This is a genomic window from Streptomyces sp. NPDC002730 (assembly GCF_042888805.1).
Lineage (GTDB): Bacteria > Actinomycetota > Actinomycetes > Streptomycetales > Streptomycetaceae > Streptomyces.
The window spans coordinates 550,463-566,086 of the sequence record NZ_JBIAQG010000001.1 but is presented as its reverse complement, the minus strand read 5'-3'; the positions used below and the strand labels follow the sequence as shown (position 1 = coordinate 566,086).

Here is a 15,624-nt window from a genome sequence, read left to right as displayed (position 1 = left end):
GTCTAGTCCAGTTGCTCAAGAAATACCTTTCCTACGTACTCCGCGTAGGCAGGCGGGATGCACTCACGAATTCCCTCGCGGGACATCCAAGGAACGCCAAGGTCTTCCTTGGCGTCATCGACGCCGATGAAGTTGCCGACGTAATAGCCCATCTCGTCGGGCTTCCGTCTGCGGCCCATCTTTGTTTGCCGTCTTGTGTGGGCGGGGTGTTCGGGCTGCGGCAAGTCCCAACCCCCCGTTTCAAAGAGCCGATGCCGGTAGGTGTTGAGCCGGAAATAGGCGCCACACAAAAGGACCGGATTTCTCATTTCGTCCACTGCACCCATGACGTTCTCAATCGCCCACGGGACTCCGACAGCCTCTAGAGCTGCACGGGTCGGCCCCAATAGGTCTGGGTGGTCGTTCTGCATGATGCGTTGAGTCTTGCTATAGAGCTGACATGGCGGCGAAGCGTGTATGAAGTCGAAACGATGCCCATACGTGAGGAGGAACTGAATTGCCTCAGCTCGTACGAACTCAAATGGGTATCGAGGCTGAGGAAAGACGTCCACGCCCACGACTTCAAAACCGGCATTGCTGTACCCCTTTCCTGCGCCCCCCTGGCAGCAGTAAAGGTCAAGTAGTCTGAGAATCCCCCCGACCCCCGTTCACGGCGCTACGCGCCCGTGCTTACGTCACCCCGCGACTTGATTCCTGTCGCCATATGACTCCAAAAGAAAAGGGGGCCGAGGAAATCCCCGGCCCCCCTGTCAGGTGCCTACGTGTAGCGGTTAGCTCTTAGGAGAAAGAGCCGTCCTTCTGTCGCCACAGCGGATCGCAGCCGCTGCCCTTCGGCGCATTGCAGAACAGGGCAGCCCAAGCGCCCTTCGCGCCCTGACCCTCGCGCAGAGTCCGACCGTGCGGGCAGTTGTCGCCCGCAGGGGCCGCAGGAGCGGCCGACTGGACCTTGCCGCCCTGGAAGGTCTTCGGATCGGAGTTGCCACCCCTGCCGGCCGGAGGCTGGTGGGTGTCGCGCATCTTCACGGCCGCGCTGGAAACCAGCTCAATGACGCCGTTGTCGGCAAGCGCCTGCACCAGCTCCCGGACGCGCTTAGCGGTCTCGTCCGCTGTGGCGCCGAACACGGTCGGCGTGAGCCATTCCGCGTCGTAACCCGCGGCTGCCTTGAGGGTAATTCCGATCCGGAATGGATTTTGGGTAACAGCGGTAACAGCATCGGTCATAGGCGTGTTCTCCTTGGGAGTTTTCGGCTCGCCCCACGGGGAGGCGCCATCGAACGGATTCGGGAAGCTCATGCAGTCACCTTTCGGAGATCCCGGTTCATCTGACGTGCGAGGACATCAAGCCCTCGGTTGCTGGCCTTTCGCTCCGTGTCGCTCTCCGGAGGAAGGCCGTATACGTACCGCTTCATCAGAACGGCTCGTGTCTGCTGAGGAAGCCGGTTGAGGGCTATAGAGGCATCGAGGCGGGCCGACATAAGGCTGTCAGTGATTCGGCAGGCAAGAAGGTCGTCCTCTCGCCCGACCATGCCCCCCATTTCCTCATCGGAGTAAACAAAGGTGGAGAGTGCCATCTTTGCTTCACTAGGCGTGTAGTAGTAACGGCCGTCCTGCACGTCCCTGGCATCTCGCTCGGCAGAAGCGAATTGGGTCCCCACCTTGCGGCAGAACTGCCAGATGAAGGCTTCGTTCTCGTAGTGCGCTTCGAGCATCGGCCGACGCTCGTAGGCGTGCAAGAGAATTGCCTGCTTTACGTCGTCCTTCTCCACCACGCTCCACGAGCGGGCAACGGAAGCAGCCACCTTATCCGCCACCTTCGCCATGTTTTCCCAGTCAATTTCGGTCATGCTGCATCCCCCCGCTTTGCGAAGCGCCCCCCAGCACCCCGCGTAATCTTTCCGTACCTTGTTCCCTCAACTACGAAGGACCCGTCTCGCCGGATATCCACTGGATACGGCGACACGTCGTGGTCTCCGACGTAGAGAATCCCGAAGCCCGATTGCCAATTGGCGACGGCACCAGGACCAAGGTATTGAGCCTTCCGCGGGTCCATGATGTGCCCGACTTCAAAGCCCCAGCGCATTCCCCCGAGATGGCTTGGGCCCTGACGTCGCACGCCGAGCCGGTGAGTGTGCCCCATCACAAGGTTCATCACGGCCTTGCTGGCATGCGCGTAAGCCGTCGTACCGGCAATGCTGGAAAGGCCCTTGATCTCGTGCCCATGAATGAGCCCGGTATCCGGCCCCACCCTGTGAAACGGTGGAGTCAGATCGATGCCGAAGCCGTCGAAATCCAGCAGCTTGGAGAAGTGGAATTCGTCGGCGTACTCGGCCAGTGCCGGCGCCTTGGCGCTGAGGTATGTCCGCGGCCGTAGATCGTGGTTGCCTTCGAGAACCCCGAAGAGTCCCGCGTAGACCTTTCGAATCGGCTCCAGAACCTTGCGCTTCGTGGTCTCAGAATCGCTCTTGACCTGCTGCCGATACTCGTACCGTGTTCCCTCGTTCCAGCGGCTTGGAGTCTCGTAGTCGTTCAGATCACCGATCTGGTACAGCTCATCGGGCTGATAGTCCCCGATGAAGGTGACCAGGTTATTCAGTGCCTTGGGATCGTGGTACGGGACTTGCAGGTCAGAGATGACCACAACTCGCTTCACGCGCCCACCCCCGTTCTTGTAATGCCTACCTCACTTTGTGAGGGGGCACAATTAACTCGGCGTTCCGTCACGCTTCTCCACGCGCTGTATCTCGCGCTCGACATACCAGAGAGCCTTCTTCAGGTCTTCCAGCTCCGTGGAAACACTCTTCTTGCCCGCTCGGCAGATGTATTTGACGGCATTGCCCCGGCTGAAGTTGAGATGTTCTACGAGATCGATGACCTCAATTCCATTCGGAATCCACGTGTAGTGGGCCGGATGGTCTACGGTCTTGGTGATATCAACCGGACTCGTGTCCGGCTCCAACTCGTCCTCAGCCATGTTGAGATACTTCAACCGGCCTCCCACATGCAGCTTCACCCCGTATGGGTAAGGGGCAGTGATGTGCGAGTTCACCGAGAAAACCCGCCCTCGGTAGCCGGAATGCGCGCCGTTCCCGATGACCTTTACACTGTCGCCGACGACGTACCTCATAGCCCGATCCTTTCGCGGAGCACGGCGGGGCCGTATTCGAGAAGTGTTTGATTGCTGTCAAGGTCTTCAGCCATCTGAATTACCTTGGCGTTCGGCATCTCTGCGGCAAGCTGATCCATGAATGTGCTACCGGCTGCGTCCTCGGCAATGAGAAACACGGTCTCGTAGCCGAAGAGGGCGGGAGACCAGTAGTCCCGCCACGTGCCAGTTCCAGGCGCCCCCACCGCGGGAACGCCGGCGAACTCCCAAGTCATGGCGTCGAACTCGCCCTCAACAACCACGAGGTGAGGGCTTGTCTGGATAAGCGACGGCGTGTTGAACAACCTCGGCGGGTCACCCGGGATAGTCAGGTACTTGCCATGGCCCTCGTGACGCTCTTTCTCGCGCTTGAGGAAGTAGTAGGTTCCGTTCGCGTCCTTTACGCACTGGTCCGCCACACAGCGGAAGCGAACGGTGGCTACCGCGTCCTCCCCACCCGCAGGGCGAAGGTAAGGAATCGCTATGTGGTTCCGGTAGCGCTCATGACCAGGTATCGCCGAAGCGACGCACCCCAGGCCGAAGCGCGCTGCCACTTCCCCGAGACCACGAGCGTTGATGTACGCCTCGGCCGGACTCCCCGGGTACATCTCGTGGTACGTCCGGGCAATCTCCACCGAATTGGCGATGTGCAAATTCTTGGGCTTCAGAGAAGCCAATGTTCTCCTCCCGCATGACTACGTCAAAGGAATCCTCCGACAGGTTGCAGGTAAAGCAGTTCCATCGGTCGCTGTCGACATTCACGGACGCTGACGGGTTCTGGTCAGCATGAAGGGGACAACAGACTTTCTGCCGTCCCCTTGATGCCTTCACTTCTAGCCCGTAGTAGTGCGCCAGTACCTCAGCGATTGGCGGTTTCTGCGGGCTTGTCTTCACCGATACGCCTCACGGTTACCGGAAAGTCGTACTTGCGGTACGCACCCATCCATGTGTGGTGGTTGCCGACCCAATTACGCGACCATGACGGCCCCTGGCCGCCCTCCTCGGATGCCATCAGATGCCCGTGTTCCTCTTGGCCTCATCCATTGCCGCTCCCCCTGTCGTATGTGTAACGAGGTCCGAGAACTTCCCAAGCCGGATAGCTCTCTAGGTAGTCCGCCGCCCGCCGTAGAACCTGCGCGCGGTCCCTAGCCCCCCGTGCTAGGAGCTGCGAATTGCAGCGGGCACATAGAAGGCCGCGCACGGCCTCTGTCTTGTGGCAGTGGTCAACCGCCAGATTCGTTTTGCGCGTCTCCTGACAGATAGCGCATCGTCCGCCCTGGAACTCAAACAGTTTTTGGTAGTCCTCGGCGGAGAGCCCATACGTCTTCTGAATCCGCGCGTTGCGTGCTGCCGCCCTTCTGGACGACTTGCGACAGGAAGAGCAGACCTTCCCCCGAGAGGAGGTGTAGAACCTCTCAGCCCTGCTCTTCCCGCACTTCGTGCACTCCCGGTATCCCTTACGGGGTTCGGCCATTAGCCCCCCGTCCTGATGGCCGTCTCCAGTCGGAACTGGTTCTTCAGCTCTGCGTTCTCGTCAACGAGTGCCCAGAAGTTGAAGAGCGGGATTGCCGCAGCCATGTTCCGGCCCTGGAAGTTGATTACCGCCGTCCGCACTCCCCCGTTGGCGGCACCGATGAGCACCTTGGAAAGCTGGAAGAGGTTGAGACGCCTCGGGTTGTCGATGTTCACAACGATTGCGACACCGTCAGTGTCAACCTCAGAGAGGTCCAGATCCGGGAAGCGGCTTTCGAGCTGGAAACCAAACTCACGCTCCGCCTTAAACCCGCCCCTGAGCCCCTGGTTCATTTCCTTGCCTTCCATCTTCGAAGTCCCCTCATTTCCCAGCAACACAAGTCTTCAGGCGGCGAAAACGCCGGGTAGCTCCTCCTCAAGCTCCTCCAACCGAAGGTTGGACCGGTTGAGCCGGAAGCTCGCGAACGTGCCCCCCGACGAGTCTTCAAAGCCCTCTCGGTTCTTCACCGGGGACACATGAAGGATGCGGGAGTTCATCCCGTCAGCCTCCTTGTGAATAGTGAGGATGAGAGAGGGCACTCGATGCACCTTGCCTTTAACCCCGCTCAGCGGAATGGGGTTAAGGCCGTCAGAGTGCTCGCCCGTGACGTGGTGGAGCCCAAGCACGTGGGCATTGGTCGCTTTGGCCATCTCCGAGAGGTATTCAGACAGGCCCTCAAGCCCGAATGTGTACGACTCCGCATCGGGCACAGTCCCCGTGTCCACGTTCGTGATGTTGTCCACCACGATGAGATGCGGACTCGTTCCGTACGCCTCCCTGTAGCACAGAAGGTCTCTTTCCAGCTCCTCAAGACGGGGCCGTGCTGAGTAGTTGAACCGCAGCCACCAGCGCTTACCGAGCATCGTCAGATACTCGGAGAAGTCGCCGTTCAAAAGCGAGTCCTTTACCGCCTTGGCGTCATCGCCAGTAATCATGGCGGTGGCTCTTGCCGTCTGCGTGGCCGGACTGCTGTCGGCCGAAAAATACATGCACGGCATATTGCCGTGGGTGGCGAGATTGGCGGCAAAGAGACTCTTGCCGGTGCCCGGCCCCGCCACGACCAAAGAGAACTCGGCCCGTCGAAACTCCACCTCTAGCCGCGAGAGCGACTTGTACGGATTGGGGATCGGCTCTCCTGCTGCCCCCCGAATACCTACCGACTGAGCGAGAGAGAACACGGCTTACCCCTTCCCTTGGATACCCCCGCCGTTCCCAGCAACACAAGTTGCTTGGCTTAAAAAAAGCCCAGGAAGGGCGGGGGACTGATTTCAGCCTACGCTCAGGATCGTCCCAGGAACACAAGTTTTTAGCCACGACGAAAGGCACATGCGTGGGACACATCACAGAACCGGCAGTTGAAGCCCGGTCGCGCCGGAAACTCCGCCCGCTTCACTCCTTGGTCCATCTCCCTGTACTTCTCCCCCACTTCATCTTCCGTGACCTCCGAGAGGTCAACTGGGCGGGTCAGGCCCCCTTTCCTGGCCTGGTACCAGTCCCCGCGGTGGGCGTCCAGACCGAGGGCCTTCCGCACGAGGACGGCGTAGGTCTCTAGCTGGAACCGGCTCTTCGTGCTGCCGGTCTTGAGGTCTCTGATCCGCACCGAGCCGTCAGGTTCGGCAACGAGCTGGTCTATGTAGCCCTGGACTTTGACCCCGCCGATGTCGGCTGTCAAGTGCAATTCGATACCCGGCGTGCCGTCAGGAGCCTTCCAGATCTTCGGGCCGTTCTCCTTCGCCCAGTGGACGTAAGCGGCCGTCTGCTCCTGGCCCAGGACGTACCGGGCCTCAATGTCCGACGTGCCGTCAGGCCCAGCCGTCATCCACTGATCGGTGTCCGGCTCCTTGTCCAGAGCCTTGTTCACCGCGTCGCTGTACTCGGTGCTGAACAGCTCTACGGCGTCCATGGCAGACATCTGCCGGCCGCCCAGTTCGAAAGCCTCACAGGCCGCATGGAAGGCGGTCCCCTGATGAGACCAAGCTGCCGGGCGAGGGGTAACCCCTTCCACCCGGCGTAGTCGGTACTGTTCTGCACACTTCCCGTATTGCTCAAGCTGACTCACGGAACGAGCCATATTGGCAACCCTGCCGTATCTATCAGACAAGGACACTCCTTCTAGGTTCGCCTGGTGGGCATTCAGGGTGTAGGACATGCACGGAGAAGGACGAAGACCAAGGGAAGTCCGGGTGCTTGCGGCCGAAGAAATCTGTCTCCACGATTCGGTTGCGCCATGATCCCCCGAGGACAGAAACGAGTTGACCTAGCGCCAACTCGTCTTCGCCCGTTGTCATATCACTCTCTACCACAATGAAGTAAGAGCCGCCGACACGCATGTCAACTCGCTGGATGAGCGCGGAATCAGAGCGGTACACCTCCTTCATCTTGCCTGGCGCGTCCCTAATCGCCTTCAGCAGATCCTCACGGCTGCGCCGGTTAACGATTGCCCCACCCCTGTGCATGGACTTCTCAGCCCCCCCCAAAAAGTACTGAAGGCCAGGCGACGGGCATGCGATCCCCGTCGCCTGAGCCTCTTCGAACTCGCTGCACCGTCCCTCAGGTAATCCGGCTGCGCCGCAGCCCATCCCCCGATGAGCAGTCTTCGCTACGCCTGCCCCGTCATCCCCATGTCGGGTCCTGGGCCACTGCGGGCGTGACGTCCCCTGGCACGTCCCCGGTGGCGTCTGAGGCAGTAACGACCCCCCAGTTCGGGTCAGCCCGAACGGTCTCGGTCCCGCCTAGCTGTCCCGCCCAGACCGTTCCCAGTGTCGCCACCCCCAGGACAAGGGCGGCAAACCGCTTCCGGCTAGTGCGTAGCCTCTTCATACGTGCAACTCCTGTCATCCGAACCAAGTTGACGCAGCGTGAGAAACTAGGAACGGTCCCCTCCGCATGCGTGTCCCCGCTAGGGGGCTCCGCCTGCGACTGAAACCGCTCAGCCTCCGACTGTACCCGCGATTCGAACGTTCGAGCGAGCGCGTTCCTCACGGTCTGTAGGCTGGATGTCAGCCCCCTGTGTCTAGATCAGGACACGAGAGGCCCCTCAGAGGCAAGCGAAAGCACGTGCACTCATGTGCACTACAGAAAGATGTGGGAGCAAACGTGCATGATCCGGACAAAGCTTCCCATGGATGCCCTGCTTTCACGCTGTCCCCAGAAGCGGAGTTGCTGATTCCTCGTCTGCTTCAGAGAGAGACGTTCCCTGAAGGGCATCCCGGCCTGGCCGAGTTGGTGAGTCTCGACGTCGCTGTCCTTGAGTCGTACAGCGGCCGATACGTGCTGGGCGACCCGGCTCATGCCCGGCGCACACATCAGGCCGCGGAACGCGCTGCCGTCGCCCACCACCTTGAGCGGATGGCACAGCTAGACACGGCTTTTGCCTCCATGGAGATCAGGACGGCCCTCGACGCGGGCGGTATCGAGTTCCTTCCCAACGCCGGTGCAGCCAACGCGATTTTCGCTCAGTCCCTGGCATCAGCCACTTCCCATGTCTTCACAGCCCAGACCATTCCTCGGCCGGCACACAACCTTACGGTAAGCAAGGAAAGGGATATCAAGAACCTAGAACGCGGAATCATACAGCGCACCATTTACCACGAGAGTGCTCGGTTCCGGCAACCTGAGCAGGATTACGCCAAGGCTGTGAGCGCCCACGGCGCTCAAGTCAGGACGGTTGCAGGGGAGTTCATCCGCATAGTTCTTATCGACGGCGCGATAGCAATCATCTCCGACTACCGCGACGACCCTCCGAACAAGGAGATTGGATTCAAAGTCACCCATCCCGGGATGCTCGCCCTTCTGGCAACGGTGTTTGACCACCAGTGGGAGCGGGCGAGTCCGTGGATGGGTGAGCGGTCACGTATCGCCGAGGACACCGTTACCACGCAGCGGTCTCGCGCGATTCTGCGCAAGCTGGAGAGCGGTCGCAACCTGAAACAGATAGCAAGCGACACAGGATATTCGTTGAGCACCGTCAATAAAGACATGGCAGAGCTGTACGGCGCTACAGGGTGTACCAGTCTGTTCCAGCTCGGCGCATGGTGGAACTCTTCAGATGAACGCAAGCTCGACTAGGGCGAAACAACAGTGCCCACTCGCGGTATCCAGAGTGGGCGCTTCTTTGAGTCAGTTCGCAGGGTTCCAGGTGAGCATTTCCAGAGCCCTAGAGTCGGGCTTTTCATGACCTTCCGGCCATCGAATGACAAGGTTGCCATCCTCGCTCGAACGAGGAACGTAGATGAACCCCCGGCCCTCGTCGAGGGCCAGAACCTCTCCGGCCGCAAGGTGCCGAACGAATGCCCGAAGGTCTAGCTCTGCTCTGGCGGACAACTCTTCCCCGAACTTCTTCCTCAGGAAGCTCCGCAGGCCCGCGAAGCTATTCTGATTAGAAAGCCTTTTCTTGTCGGGATGCGCGGAAATATCCCACGGAAGAAGCGACATGACAGGCGCTTTGCGCCCCTTCTTGTAAACCCCAAGCCCGTTAAGCCTCCAGGCTACTGCCTGCTGTGAAACACCGTACAGCTTAGCCATCTCCGGCTCTGTCATCCCGGCCGCATTATGCTTCAACAGCGTCAGATTGTCGGGGAGGACCATCACATGATTCCTTCAGAGGCCGGTTTCGGTGTTAACAATTTAAGCAATCCCATCGGATCGCGCGCAGGGGTTTTGGCGTAGCTTACTCGGCCCGCAGGAACCTGCTCCGGTGAGCCCCTTCGGGTGTGATCCAGGTCTCAGTCCGGCTCTCCTCGGTCCTCACATGACCCAGAGGACACGTACATACAGGATGAGAGCACAACCAAGAACACTACTTACCTAAAACAGTCTGCACACAGTCTAGTTACCAACAGTTACTCAACAGAATCTGTTGATGTAAGAGGAACTGCCAACTCCACGCTTCCCTTCTTAGACAACGTCTTAGATGTACCTCTCACTTGAGAACTTCCCCCTGCTGCAGTCTCCCTGTCGACTTTGCTCCAGGTAGAGCGCCAGAGGGGGCGGTGGCCCCGGTGCCAGATCAGCAGCCACCGGGGCCACTCTCTACGACTACGCGAGCAAGGCGATCCTAAGTTGAGGTAACGACCTGATCAAGAAGGGGGAGGTGGGCGATGCCCCGTGCGGCTTCTATCTGCTACGTCCAGGGTTGCACCTCTCGAACCGTCCGCTCTGGCCGATGCCCAGTGCATGCCCCTGCCGAACGGGCCTGGGCTCGAACGAGCGCCAGGAACCAGCTCCGGGACCGCGGATGGGACCGGCAGGTACGTCCTCGTGCCCTGGCCCGGGACGGCTTCGCCTGCGTCCGCTGCGCGGCGCGTGAGGGCCTGGAGGTGGACCACATCATCCCTGTTGCCCTTGGCGGTACGTGGACTCTGGAGAATGCCCAGACCCTTTGCCGGCCCTGCCACTCTGCCAAGACGCAGCAGGAACGACGAGAGAAGTAATGCCCCCGTTGAGCGGGGGAAGAGTCTCACCCAGTCGGGACCATCGGCCCCTAGCTCAGTCAGGGGAGAGCGCAGGAGTGAAATCCCTGAGGCGGTGGTTCAAGTCCACCGGGGCCGACTCAATGGCCATTAGCTCAGTCTGGTGAGAGCAACGCCCTGATAAGGCGTAGGTCCCTGGTTCAAATCCGGGATGGTCAACGAGGTGCCCGTGCCGCGTATCACGGGATAGCGAGACTGGCTGACCGTTTCTAGAGCGGTGGTCGTGAAGTGCTGCCAGGAGGTACGCCGGGCAAGGCGCCCGGAGATCAGGGGTTCAAATCCCCTCGCGCCTTCAGCCGTCTCGCCTATGGCGTGTAGCTCAATGGCAGAGCAGAGGACTGTTAATCCTCAGGTTGCTGGTTCGAGTCCAGCCATGTCAGCAGTGGGGTAGCTCCCCTGTCTCTGAAACTCCCCCTGATCAGGGGACGGAGGAGACGCGCGTTTCGTCTAGTGGCTCAGGACTCCTCCCCTTCCGGGAGGTAGCGCGGGTTCGAATCCCGTAACGCGCCCACTTTCCCTGTTAGTGCAATTGGCAGCACGCCGGGCCCTGGACCCGGAAGTTGGGGTAATCCTGCGCCGCTCGTCAGCCTTCGATCCGCCGGACTGCCAATTCCGGCGGGGCGAACAGTCGCCGCGGTTGCTGAAGATTACGCCGCTCCCACCACAGGCCTTGAGCGTCCATGTACTGAATCGTCATATCGAGCTTCGCGCCGTTGTCCTTGATGTGTCTGGGGACCCGGACGGCATCGCCACCTCCCTCACGTCTGAGTCGCTGAGTAGGGATCTCACATGAGGCCCCCGGCCGTAGGATCCTGCCAACTCTGTACGGAAACTGAAGCCTGTCGTCGATGTGGGGTATCCATCGAACGCCCTCGCTGTCAACTAGAGCAACGCTCACAAGAATGATGTCCAAGACAGGCTGGGTCCCGAGGTTCCGAATGACGCAATCATTGCTCTCTTCCCAGTCAATCGCGACAAGGCGCGCCTGGGCTGCTTCTGAGTCTCGGCGCTCCTCGTCTCGGAGTCGACCATCCCTTAGAGCAACCCACAGCGCCACCAACGTCGCTCCAGCGGTAGCAACCGTTCCGGAAACCGCCCATAGATCCGTCATCCATCCCCCCGATGTCGTAGGACAGTTTCGCGCCTTCGCTCTTGACTGTCTGCCAGTTTCAGCCTGGCGGCGAGTTGGCAAGTGCACCGGCGCTCGTCAGGTACATGACTCTTTCACGGCCGCAGGTTCAAGTCCTGTTGGCTCCGCGTTCTCGTACCGCCCTGTACGGGGTGCCAGCGCAACCTCCGTCCAGAGGGAAGCTGAGTGAAGCCGGACGTACGAGTCAGCTCAGAGGGATGCGGTACGTCAATGCGTACTCGCCCGAGTCCGCCTCTGTGATCGAAACTTCCGCTGACTGCATAGCGCGCTTAAATCCCTCCCGCGTCAGGCCGTGCTTCTCCCTGAGCTGGTCCAAGAGATCTGGCGACAGGGGCACGCTGCCCTCTAGCAGGGCTGACTTGACGAAGGAGCCTGCACCGTGGCGGGTCTCGATGAGACCGCGCGTGCGCAACTCCGCCATGGCATGACGCACGGTGCCAACTGCGACGCCGTACCTGTCCATCAGAGCTGTCTCACTAGGCACTGGCTCCCCCGGAGCGAGTGCCCCAGCACCGATCGTCTCGGCAATGTCGTCGGCAATCTTCAGGTACTTGGGTCCCTCCACAGGATCAAGGTACCGCCACCTGGTCATAGCTCAGTTGGAAGAGCGTCCGGTTTGGGACCGGAAGGCCGCAGGTTCGAGCCCTGCTGATCAGACCACCACCAGGCCCCCGTCAGGGGGCCTTTGTTGTTGTTACCTCAAGGAAGTGATGCAGCGATGCACCAGGACGAGCCCGAGGGCCCACGCCTGAGGACGGCCGACGAGCCCAACCGCGCTGAGCGGAACCGGGGTTGGCGTCAGGACGCGCTCTTTGAGCTTGAGGAGCTGGGTGACCTGTACGGCATCGAGGTGTCGGAGGTGAGGCTGCGATGACGCGGGGACCAGCCCCCAAGGACAACGCTGTACGCCGCAATGCTCACCCGCACGCGCAGCAGCTGCCCGCCGGCACCCAGCCGGGCCGCGAGCTGCCGAAGGCCCTCGGTATCTCGACCGGCGGAGCCAAGCGCTTTTGGAAGACCTGGAGCCAAGCCCCGCAGACAGCGGCATGGACGGCAACCGACTGGGCCGAACTGGAGCTGACGACAAAGCTCGTTGACGGCCTTTTCCTTGGGGACCTCAAGCTAGCCGGTGAGATCCGGCAGCGGGTTGCCAAGTGGGGCGCCACGGTGGAAGACCGTGCCCGACTCCGAATGACTTTTGAGAAGACCGATGAGACCAAGCCCGAGGCGCCTTCTGAGGCACCTCCGGAGGTGGACATGGACGAGGAGCTTTACAGGCTGCTGAACGGCTCCTAGAAGGCGGTGATCCTTGCAGACAGGCAATCTGCCCGCAGGGGTTCCGAGACCAAATGAGGCGCTGGGCTACCAGATCATTCGGTGGGCTCAGAAGTACATCGTTCAGCCAGACGGAGACAGGGCCGGTGAGTCCTGGACGTTTACGGCTGAGCAACTTCGTTTCGTCCTCTGGTTCTACGCCATCAACCCTGATGGCTCGTGGAAGTATTCGGCGGCAACGCTTCGTCGCGCGAAGGGCTGGGGGAAGACCCCGCTCCTTGCCGCTCTGGCCATTGTTGAGTTCCTAGGTCCGTGTCGGTTCAGCCACTTTGATGCGTTCGGCCTGCCTGTTGGTAAGACCGTCCCTCTGCCCGTTGTGCAGATCGGCGCTACCGCGCTCGATCAGACCGACCAGACCCTAGACATGATCCGAGGCATGCTCTCGGAGTCTCCTGCTGAGGCTGAATACGGTCTGGACATCGGTAAGTCGATTGTCCAGTTCAAGAGTGGCAAGCCGGGTTCCATCAGGCCCAAGGCCACCGCCGGTAGGACCAATGAAGGCAACAGGCCCACCTTCGCTCTCATGGATGAGGTCCACCACTGGGTGAGTTCCAACGGTGGCCCGGACTTCTACCAGACCATCAAGCGAAACATTGAGAAGACGGGTAGGGCCGGTTCCCGCTGGGTCTGCACGACCAACGCGTATAACCCCAACGAAGACAGCGTGGCCCAGATCATCCACGAGTCCGACATGGTGACTCAGGGATATTGGCTGTACGACTGCCTAGAGGGCTCAATTGACGTTGAAGACATCCGAGATGAAGCCGCGGTTCGTGCCTCTCTCATAGAGGCGTACGGAGACGCGACATGGGCCGACGTCGACGGCCTGACACGAACCATCCTGTACGACAGGACGACTCCGGACTCAACGTACTGCCGGTTCTTCTTCAACCAAATTGCTGAGTCCTCTGACGGCTGGATGAGTAAGACCGAGTGGGACGCCTGTTATTGGGACGACGACCCGATCACGCCAGGCGACCAGATAGCCATCGGCTTTGACGGGTCGATCCGCGGTGACGCTACGGGCCTTGTCGGAGTGCGGTTGCGTGACGCCAAGTTGTTCGTCCTCGGTATCTGGGAACGACCTGAACACGCCCCTGATGACTGGGAAGTTGACGTTCTCTCGGTAGAGGCCGCTGTGAATACGGCCTTCAAGACCTACCGCGTTGAGTGGTTCTACGCCGACCCGCCTTACTGGCAAGAGAACATCGGCCGTTGGGCGATCGAGCACGGAGACGACACCGTGTTTGAGTTCTGGACGAACAAGCCGACTCGCATGGTCCAGGCAGTTGAGCGCTTCCGCACTGCCGCCATGGTTGGCGATCTCAAACACGACGGGGACCACCGGCTAACTCGGCACGTCCTGAACGCCGTTACTCGTGAGGTTCCTCAGGGACTCCTCATCACCAAAGACAGTCCGCGCTCTAAGCGGAAGATCGACCTTGCCGTTTGTGCAGTTCTCGCCCTGGAGGCCAGAGCCGATGCCATCGCAGATGGACGACTGAAGATTAGAAGGTCACGCGTAGTGGGCTTCTGAAGGAGGCCCATTGATTGTTCCCCCAGGAAGCCATACAGCCTTCATAGGCAAGCCGGAATCGCCAGACCAGTGGCTCATGTATCTGTACGGGAAGATCCCTGCCCCGAACCATTCGTCTCGCCTGTATTCGGAGTACTACGAAGGAGAGCAACAGAAGCTCGCTTTCTCCCAGATGCGGTACAAGGCAGCGTTTGCCAGTGTCTTTGAACAGTGGCGAGACAACTTCTGCGGCATGATCGTGGATGCCACGAATGAGCGCCTGAACGTTGACAGCTTCCGTATCCCTGGGGATGAGGGCGCGGACAAGGACGCTCGGGTTTTCTGGCAGCGATCTTGCATGGATGCCTACTCCAATGCCGTCCACCTTGAAGCCCTGATTCAGGGGCGCGCTTACGTCGTGGTGTGGGCGGACAAGGACGGCGAGCCGACCATTACGCCGGTCTCCGGCGAGCGCATGGCCGTCTGCTACAAGGCGGGCAGCCTGTACGAGCTGGAGGCCGCCGCTCGGTTCGAGCTGGACGCGTGGGGCCGGCAGCAGGTCACCTTGTGGACTGAGGACTACGTCTATGAGGTCGCGTACGGCACGACCGAATGGGACCAGGGTGTAAGGGAGCCCAACCCCCTCGGGGTTGTTCCTGTGGTGCCCTTCGAGAATCGTGCTCGACTCGTTGGTGAGCCGTATTCGGATCTGGCTAACTGCATCCCGATTCAGGACGCCATCAACAAGACGGTCATGGACGCTCTGACGGCCTCCGAGTTTGCTGCCTTCCCTCAGCGTTTTGTGACTGGCCTGGAGATCCAGGAGGACGCGAACGGCAACCCGATTGAGCCGTTCAACGTCGGTCACGACAAGCTCTTGCAGGCCGAGGACCCAGGGGCCAAGTTCGGCTCTTTCGCGGCTGCCGACCTCAAGAATTACGTCACGCTCGTGGACATGCTCGTTCAGCACCTTGCGAGTGTCAGCCGGGTACCAAGCCATTACTTCCTGGTCAACTCGTCCAACTCCCCATCGGGTGAGGCCATCATTTCGGCTGAGGCCGGTCTAGTCGCAAAGGTCCGGGAACGCATGCTCCACTTCGGTGAGGCGTGGGAGCGGGTCATTCGTCTCTGTTTCGCTGTGAAGCGGGACAAGCGCAAGGACGCGTTTGAGATGGAAACACGTTGGCGTGATCCCGAGTACCGCACCGAAGCGCAGCACGTTGACGCACTTCTCAAGCTCAAACAGCTCAATGTCCCTGAGGAAGTCTTGTGGGCTGAGGCTGGCTTCTCCGCTACTCAGATCGACTCCTTCCGCGAAATGCGTAAGGAGGACGCTCAGGCGGCTGCCGAGATTCAGAAGCTCATGCCGCGGCCTGAACCACAGAGCTCCCATGCCATCAAGCCTCCGCAGGGTAATTCCGGAAACGCTAACCGGAAGATTCACGAGGTTACGAACTGACCCGCCGAAATGGCGAGTCCCTTCCGAAATGGAATCCA

19 protein-coding genes and 6 tRNA genes are annotated in these 15,624 nt (G+C 60.3%); 12 read left to right on the top strand and 13 right to left on the bottom strand.

Annotated features, from left to right (window positions below; translation table 11 throughout):
- Positions 1-2: 2 nt before the first annotated feature.
- From ACFYXH_RS02895 to ACFYXH_RS02845, 11 genes are all read right to left on the bottom strand, one after another.
- Positions 3-326, bottom strand: coding sequence for a hypothetical protein (locus tag ACFYXH_RS02895; RefSeq protein WP_389560041.1), 324 nt, complete (start codon positions 324-326; stop codon positions 3-5).
- A 451-nt stretch (positions 327-777) separates the two neighbouring features.
- Positions 778-1,293 (bottom strand): hypothetical protein, encoded by a 516-nt coding sequence (locus tag ACFYXH_RS02890; RefSeq protein WP_389560039.1) that lies wholly within the window; start codon positions 1,291-1,293, stop codon positions 778-780.
- Positions 1,290-1,844, bottom strand: coding sequence for a hypothetical protein (locus tag ACFYXH_RS02885; RefSeq protein ID WP_389560037.1), 555 nt, complete (start codon positions 1,842-1,844; stop codon positions 1,290-1,292). Before ACFYXH_RS02885 ends, ACFYXH_RS02890 begins: the two co-directional genes overlap by 4 nt.
- Positions 1,841-2,650, bottom strand: a complete 810-nt coding sequence (locus ACFYXH_RS02880; RefSeq protein WP_389560035.1) for a metallophosphoesterase — start codon at positions 2,648-2,650, stop codon at positions 1,841-1,843. The genes ACFYXH_RS02885 and ACFYXH_RS02880 overlap by 4 nt, the downstream gene beginning before the upstream one ends.
- 51 nt (positions 2,651-2,701) lie before the next feature.
- A complete protein-coding gene (locus ACFYXH_RS02875) occupies positions 2,702-3,124 on the bottom strand; it encodes a DUF3310 domain-containing protein (RefSeq protein ID WP_389560033.1) in 423 nt (140 codons plus the stop codon).
- Entirely contained in the window at positions 3,121-3,750 is a 630-nt protein-coding gene (locus ACFYXH_RS02870; RefSeq protein ID WP_389560637.1) for a topoisomerase, read from the bottom strand. Before ACFYXH_RS02870 ends, ACFYXH_RS02875 begins: the two co-directional genes overlap by 4 nt.
- Positions 3,644-3,973: a CHC2 zinc finger domain-containing protein gene (locus ACFYXH_RS02865; protein ID WP_389560635.1), complete on the bottom strand. Its 330-nt coding sequence runs from the start codon at positions 3,971-3,973 to the stop codon at positions 3,644-3,646. The genes ACFYXH_RS02870 and ACFYXH_RS02865 overlap by 107 nt, the downstream gene beginning before the upstream one ends.
- Positions 3,974-4,178: 205 nt before the next feature.
- The gene (locus tag ACFYXH_RS02860) at positions 4,179-4,616 is read right to left on the bottom strand and encodes an endonuclease VII domain-containing protein (RefSeq protein ID WP_389560031.1); all 438 of its coding nucleotides are present in this window, start codon (positions 4,614-4,616) and stop codon (positions 4,179-4,181) included.
- Complete coding sequence (locus ACFYXH_RS02855) at positions 4,616-4,963, bottom strand: hypothetical protein (RefSeq protein WP_389560029.1); 348 nt, start codon at positions 4,961-4,963, stop codon at positions 4,616-4,618. The genes ACFYXH_RS02860 and ACFYXH_RS02855 overlap by 1 nt, the downstream gene beginning before the upstream one ends.
- A gap of 36 nt (positions 4,964-4,999) precedes the next feature.
- Positions 5,000-5,833: an AAA family ATPase gene (locus ACFYXH_RS02850; RefSeq protein ID WP_360866586.1), complete on the bottom strand. Its 834-nt coding sequence runs from the start codon at positions 5,831-5,833 to the stop codon at positions 5,000-5,002.
- A 128-nt stretch (positions 5,834-5,961) separates the two neighbouring features.
- Positions 5,962-6,726 (bottom strand): RecB family exonuclease, encoded by a 765-nt coding sequence (locus ACFYXH_RS02845; RefSeq protein ID WP_389560633.1) that lies wholly within the window; start codon positions 6,724-6,726, stop codon positions 5,962-5,964.
- A 1,025-nt stretch (positions 6,727-7,751) separates the two neighbouring features.
- Between ACFYXH_RS02845 and ACFYXH_RS02840 the strand changes: the two genes are divergently transcribed.
- Entirely contained in the window at positions 7,752-8,723 is a 972-nt protein-coding gene (locus ACFYXH_RS02840; RefSeq protein WP_389560027.1) for a hypothetical protein, read from the top strand.
- Positions 8,724-8,774: 51 nt separating this feature from the next.
- On the opposite strand, the gene ACFYXH_RS02835 is transcribed toward ACFYXH_RS02840, so the two are convergent.
- Positions 8,775-9,242, bottom strand: coding sequence for a hypothetical protein (locus tag ACFYXH_RS02835; RefSeq protein ID WP_389560025.1), 468 nt, complete (start codon positions 9,240-9,242; stop codon positions 8,775-8,777).
- A gap of 512 nt (positions 9,243-9,754) precedes the next feature.
- Here ACFYXH_RS02835 and ACFYXH_RS02830 point away from each other — a divergent pair.
- The 6 genes from ACFYXH_RS02830 to ACFYXH_RS02805 all read left to right on the top strand — a co-directional run bounded on the left by ACFYXH_RS02830 (position 9,755) and on the right by ACFYXH_RS02805 (position 10,635).
- Positions 9,755-10,087, top strand: a complete 333-nt coding sequence (locus ACFYXH_RS02830; RefSeq protein ID WP_389560023.1) for an HNH endonuclease — start codon at positions 9,755-9,757, stop codon at positions 10,085-10,087.
- A gap of 44 nt (positions 10,088-10,131) precedes the next feature.
- Positions 10,132-10,205, top strand: a tRNA-Phe gene (locus tag ACFYXH_RS02825).
- Positions 10,206-10,210: 5 nt separating this feature from the next.
- A tRNA-Ile gene (locus ACFYXH_RS02820) sits at positions 10,211-10,285 on the top strand.
- A 60-nt stretch (positions 10,286-10,345) separates the two neighbouring features.
- A tRNA-Pro gene (locus tag ACFYXH_RS02815) sits at positions 10,346-10,419 on the top strand.
- A gap of 15 nt (positions 10,420-10,434) precedes the next feature.
- Positions 10,435-10,506: transfer RNA gene (locus tag ACFYXH_RS02810), tRNA-Asn, on the top strand.
- Positions 10,507-10,562: 56 nt separating this feature from the next.
- Positions 10,563-10,635, top strand: a tRNA-Glu gene (locus tag ACFYXH_RS02805).
- Positions 10,636-11,460: 825 nt separating this feature from the next.
- On the opposite strand, the gene ACFYXH_RS02800 is transcribed toward ACFYXH_RS02805, so the two are convergent.
- Positions 11,461-11,841, bottom strand: a complete 381-nt coding sequence (locus ACFYXH_RS02800) for a GntR family transcriptional regulator (RefSeq protein WP_389560022.1) — start codon at positions 11,839-11,841, stop codon at positions 11,461-11,463.
- Positions 11,842-11,860: 19 nt separating this feature from the next.
- Between ACFYXH_RS02800 and ACFYXH_RS02795 the strand changes: the two genes are divergently transcribed.
- The 5 genes from ACFYXH_RS02795 to ACFYXH_RS02775 all read left to right on the top strand — a co-directional run bounded on the left by ACFYXH_RS02795 (position 11,861) and on the right by ACFYXH_RS02775 (position 15,586).
- Positions 11,861-11,936 (top strand) — tRNA-Pro (locus ACFYXH_RS02795).
- A gap of 58 nt (positions 11,937-11,994) precedes the next feature.
- Entirely contained in the window at positions 11,995-12,150 is a 156-nt protein-coding gene (locus tag ACFYXH_RS02790; protein ID WP_389560021.1) for a hypothetical protein, read from the top strand.
- On the top strand, positions 12,147-12,572 hold the full coding sequence (locus ACFYXH_RS02785; protein WP_389560019.1) for a hypothetical protein: 426 nt from the start codon (positions 12,147-12,149) through the stop codon (positions 12,570-12,572). Before ACFYXH_RS02790 ends, ACFYXH_RS02785 begins: the two co-directional genes overlap by 4 nt.
- Positions 12,573-12,585: 13 nt before the next feature.
- Positions 12,586-14,148 (top strand): hypothetical protein, encoded by a 1,563-nt coding sequence (locus ACFYXH_RS02780; RefSeq protein WP_389560017.1) that lies wholly within the window; start codon positions 12,586-12,588, stop codon positions 14,146-14,148.
- A 10-nt stretch (positions 14,149-14,158) separates the two neighbouring features.
- Positions 14,159-15,586: a phage portal protein gene (locus tag ACFYXH_RS02775; RefSeq protein ID WP_389560016.1), complete on the top strand. Its 1,428-nt coding sequence runs from the start codon at positions 14,159-14,161 to the stop codon at positions 15,584-15,586.
- Positions 15,587-15,624: the final 38 nt, after the last annotated feature.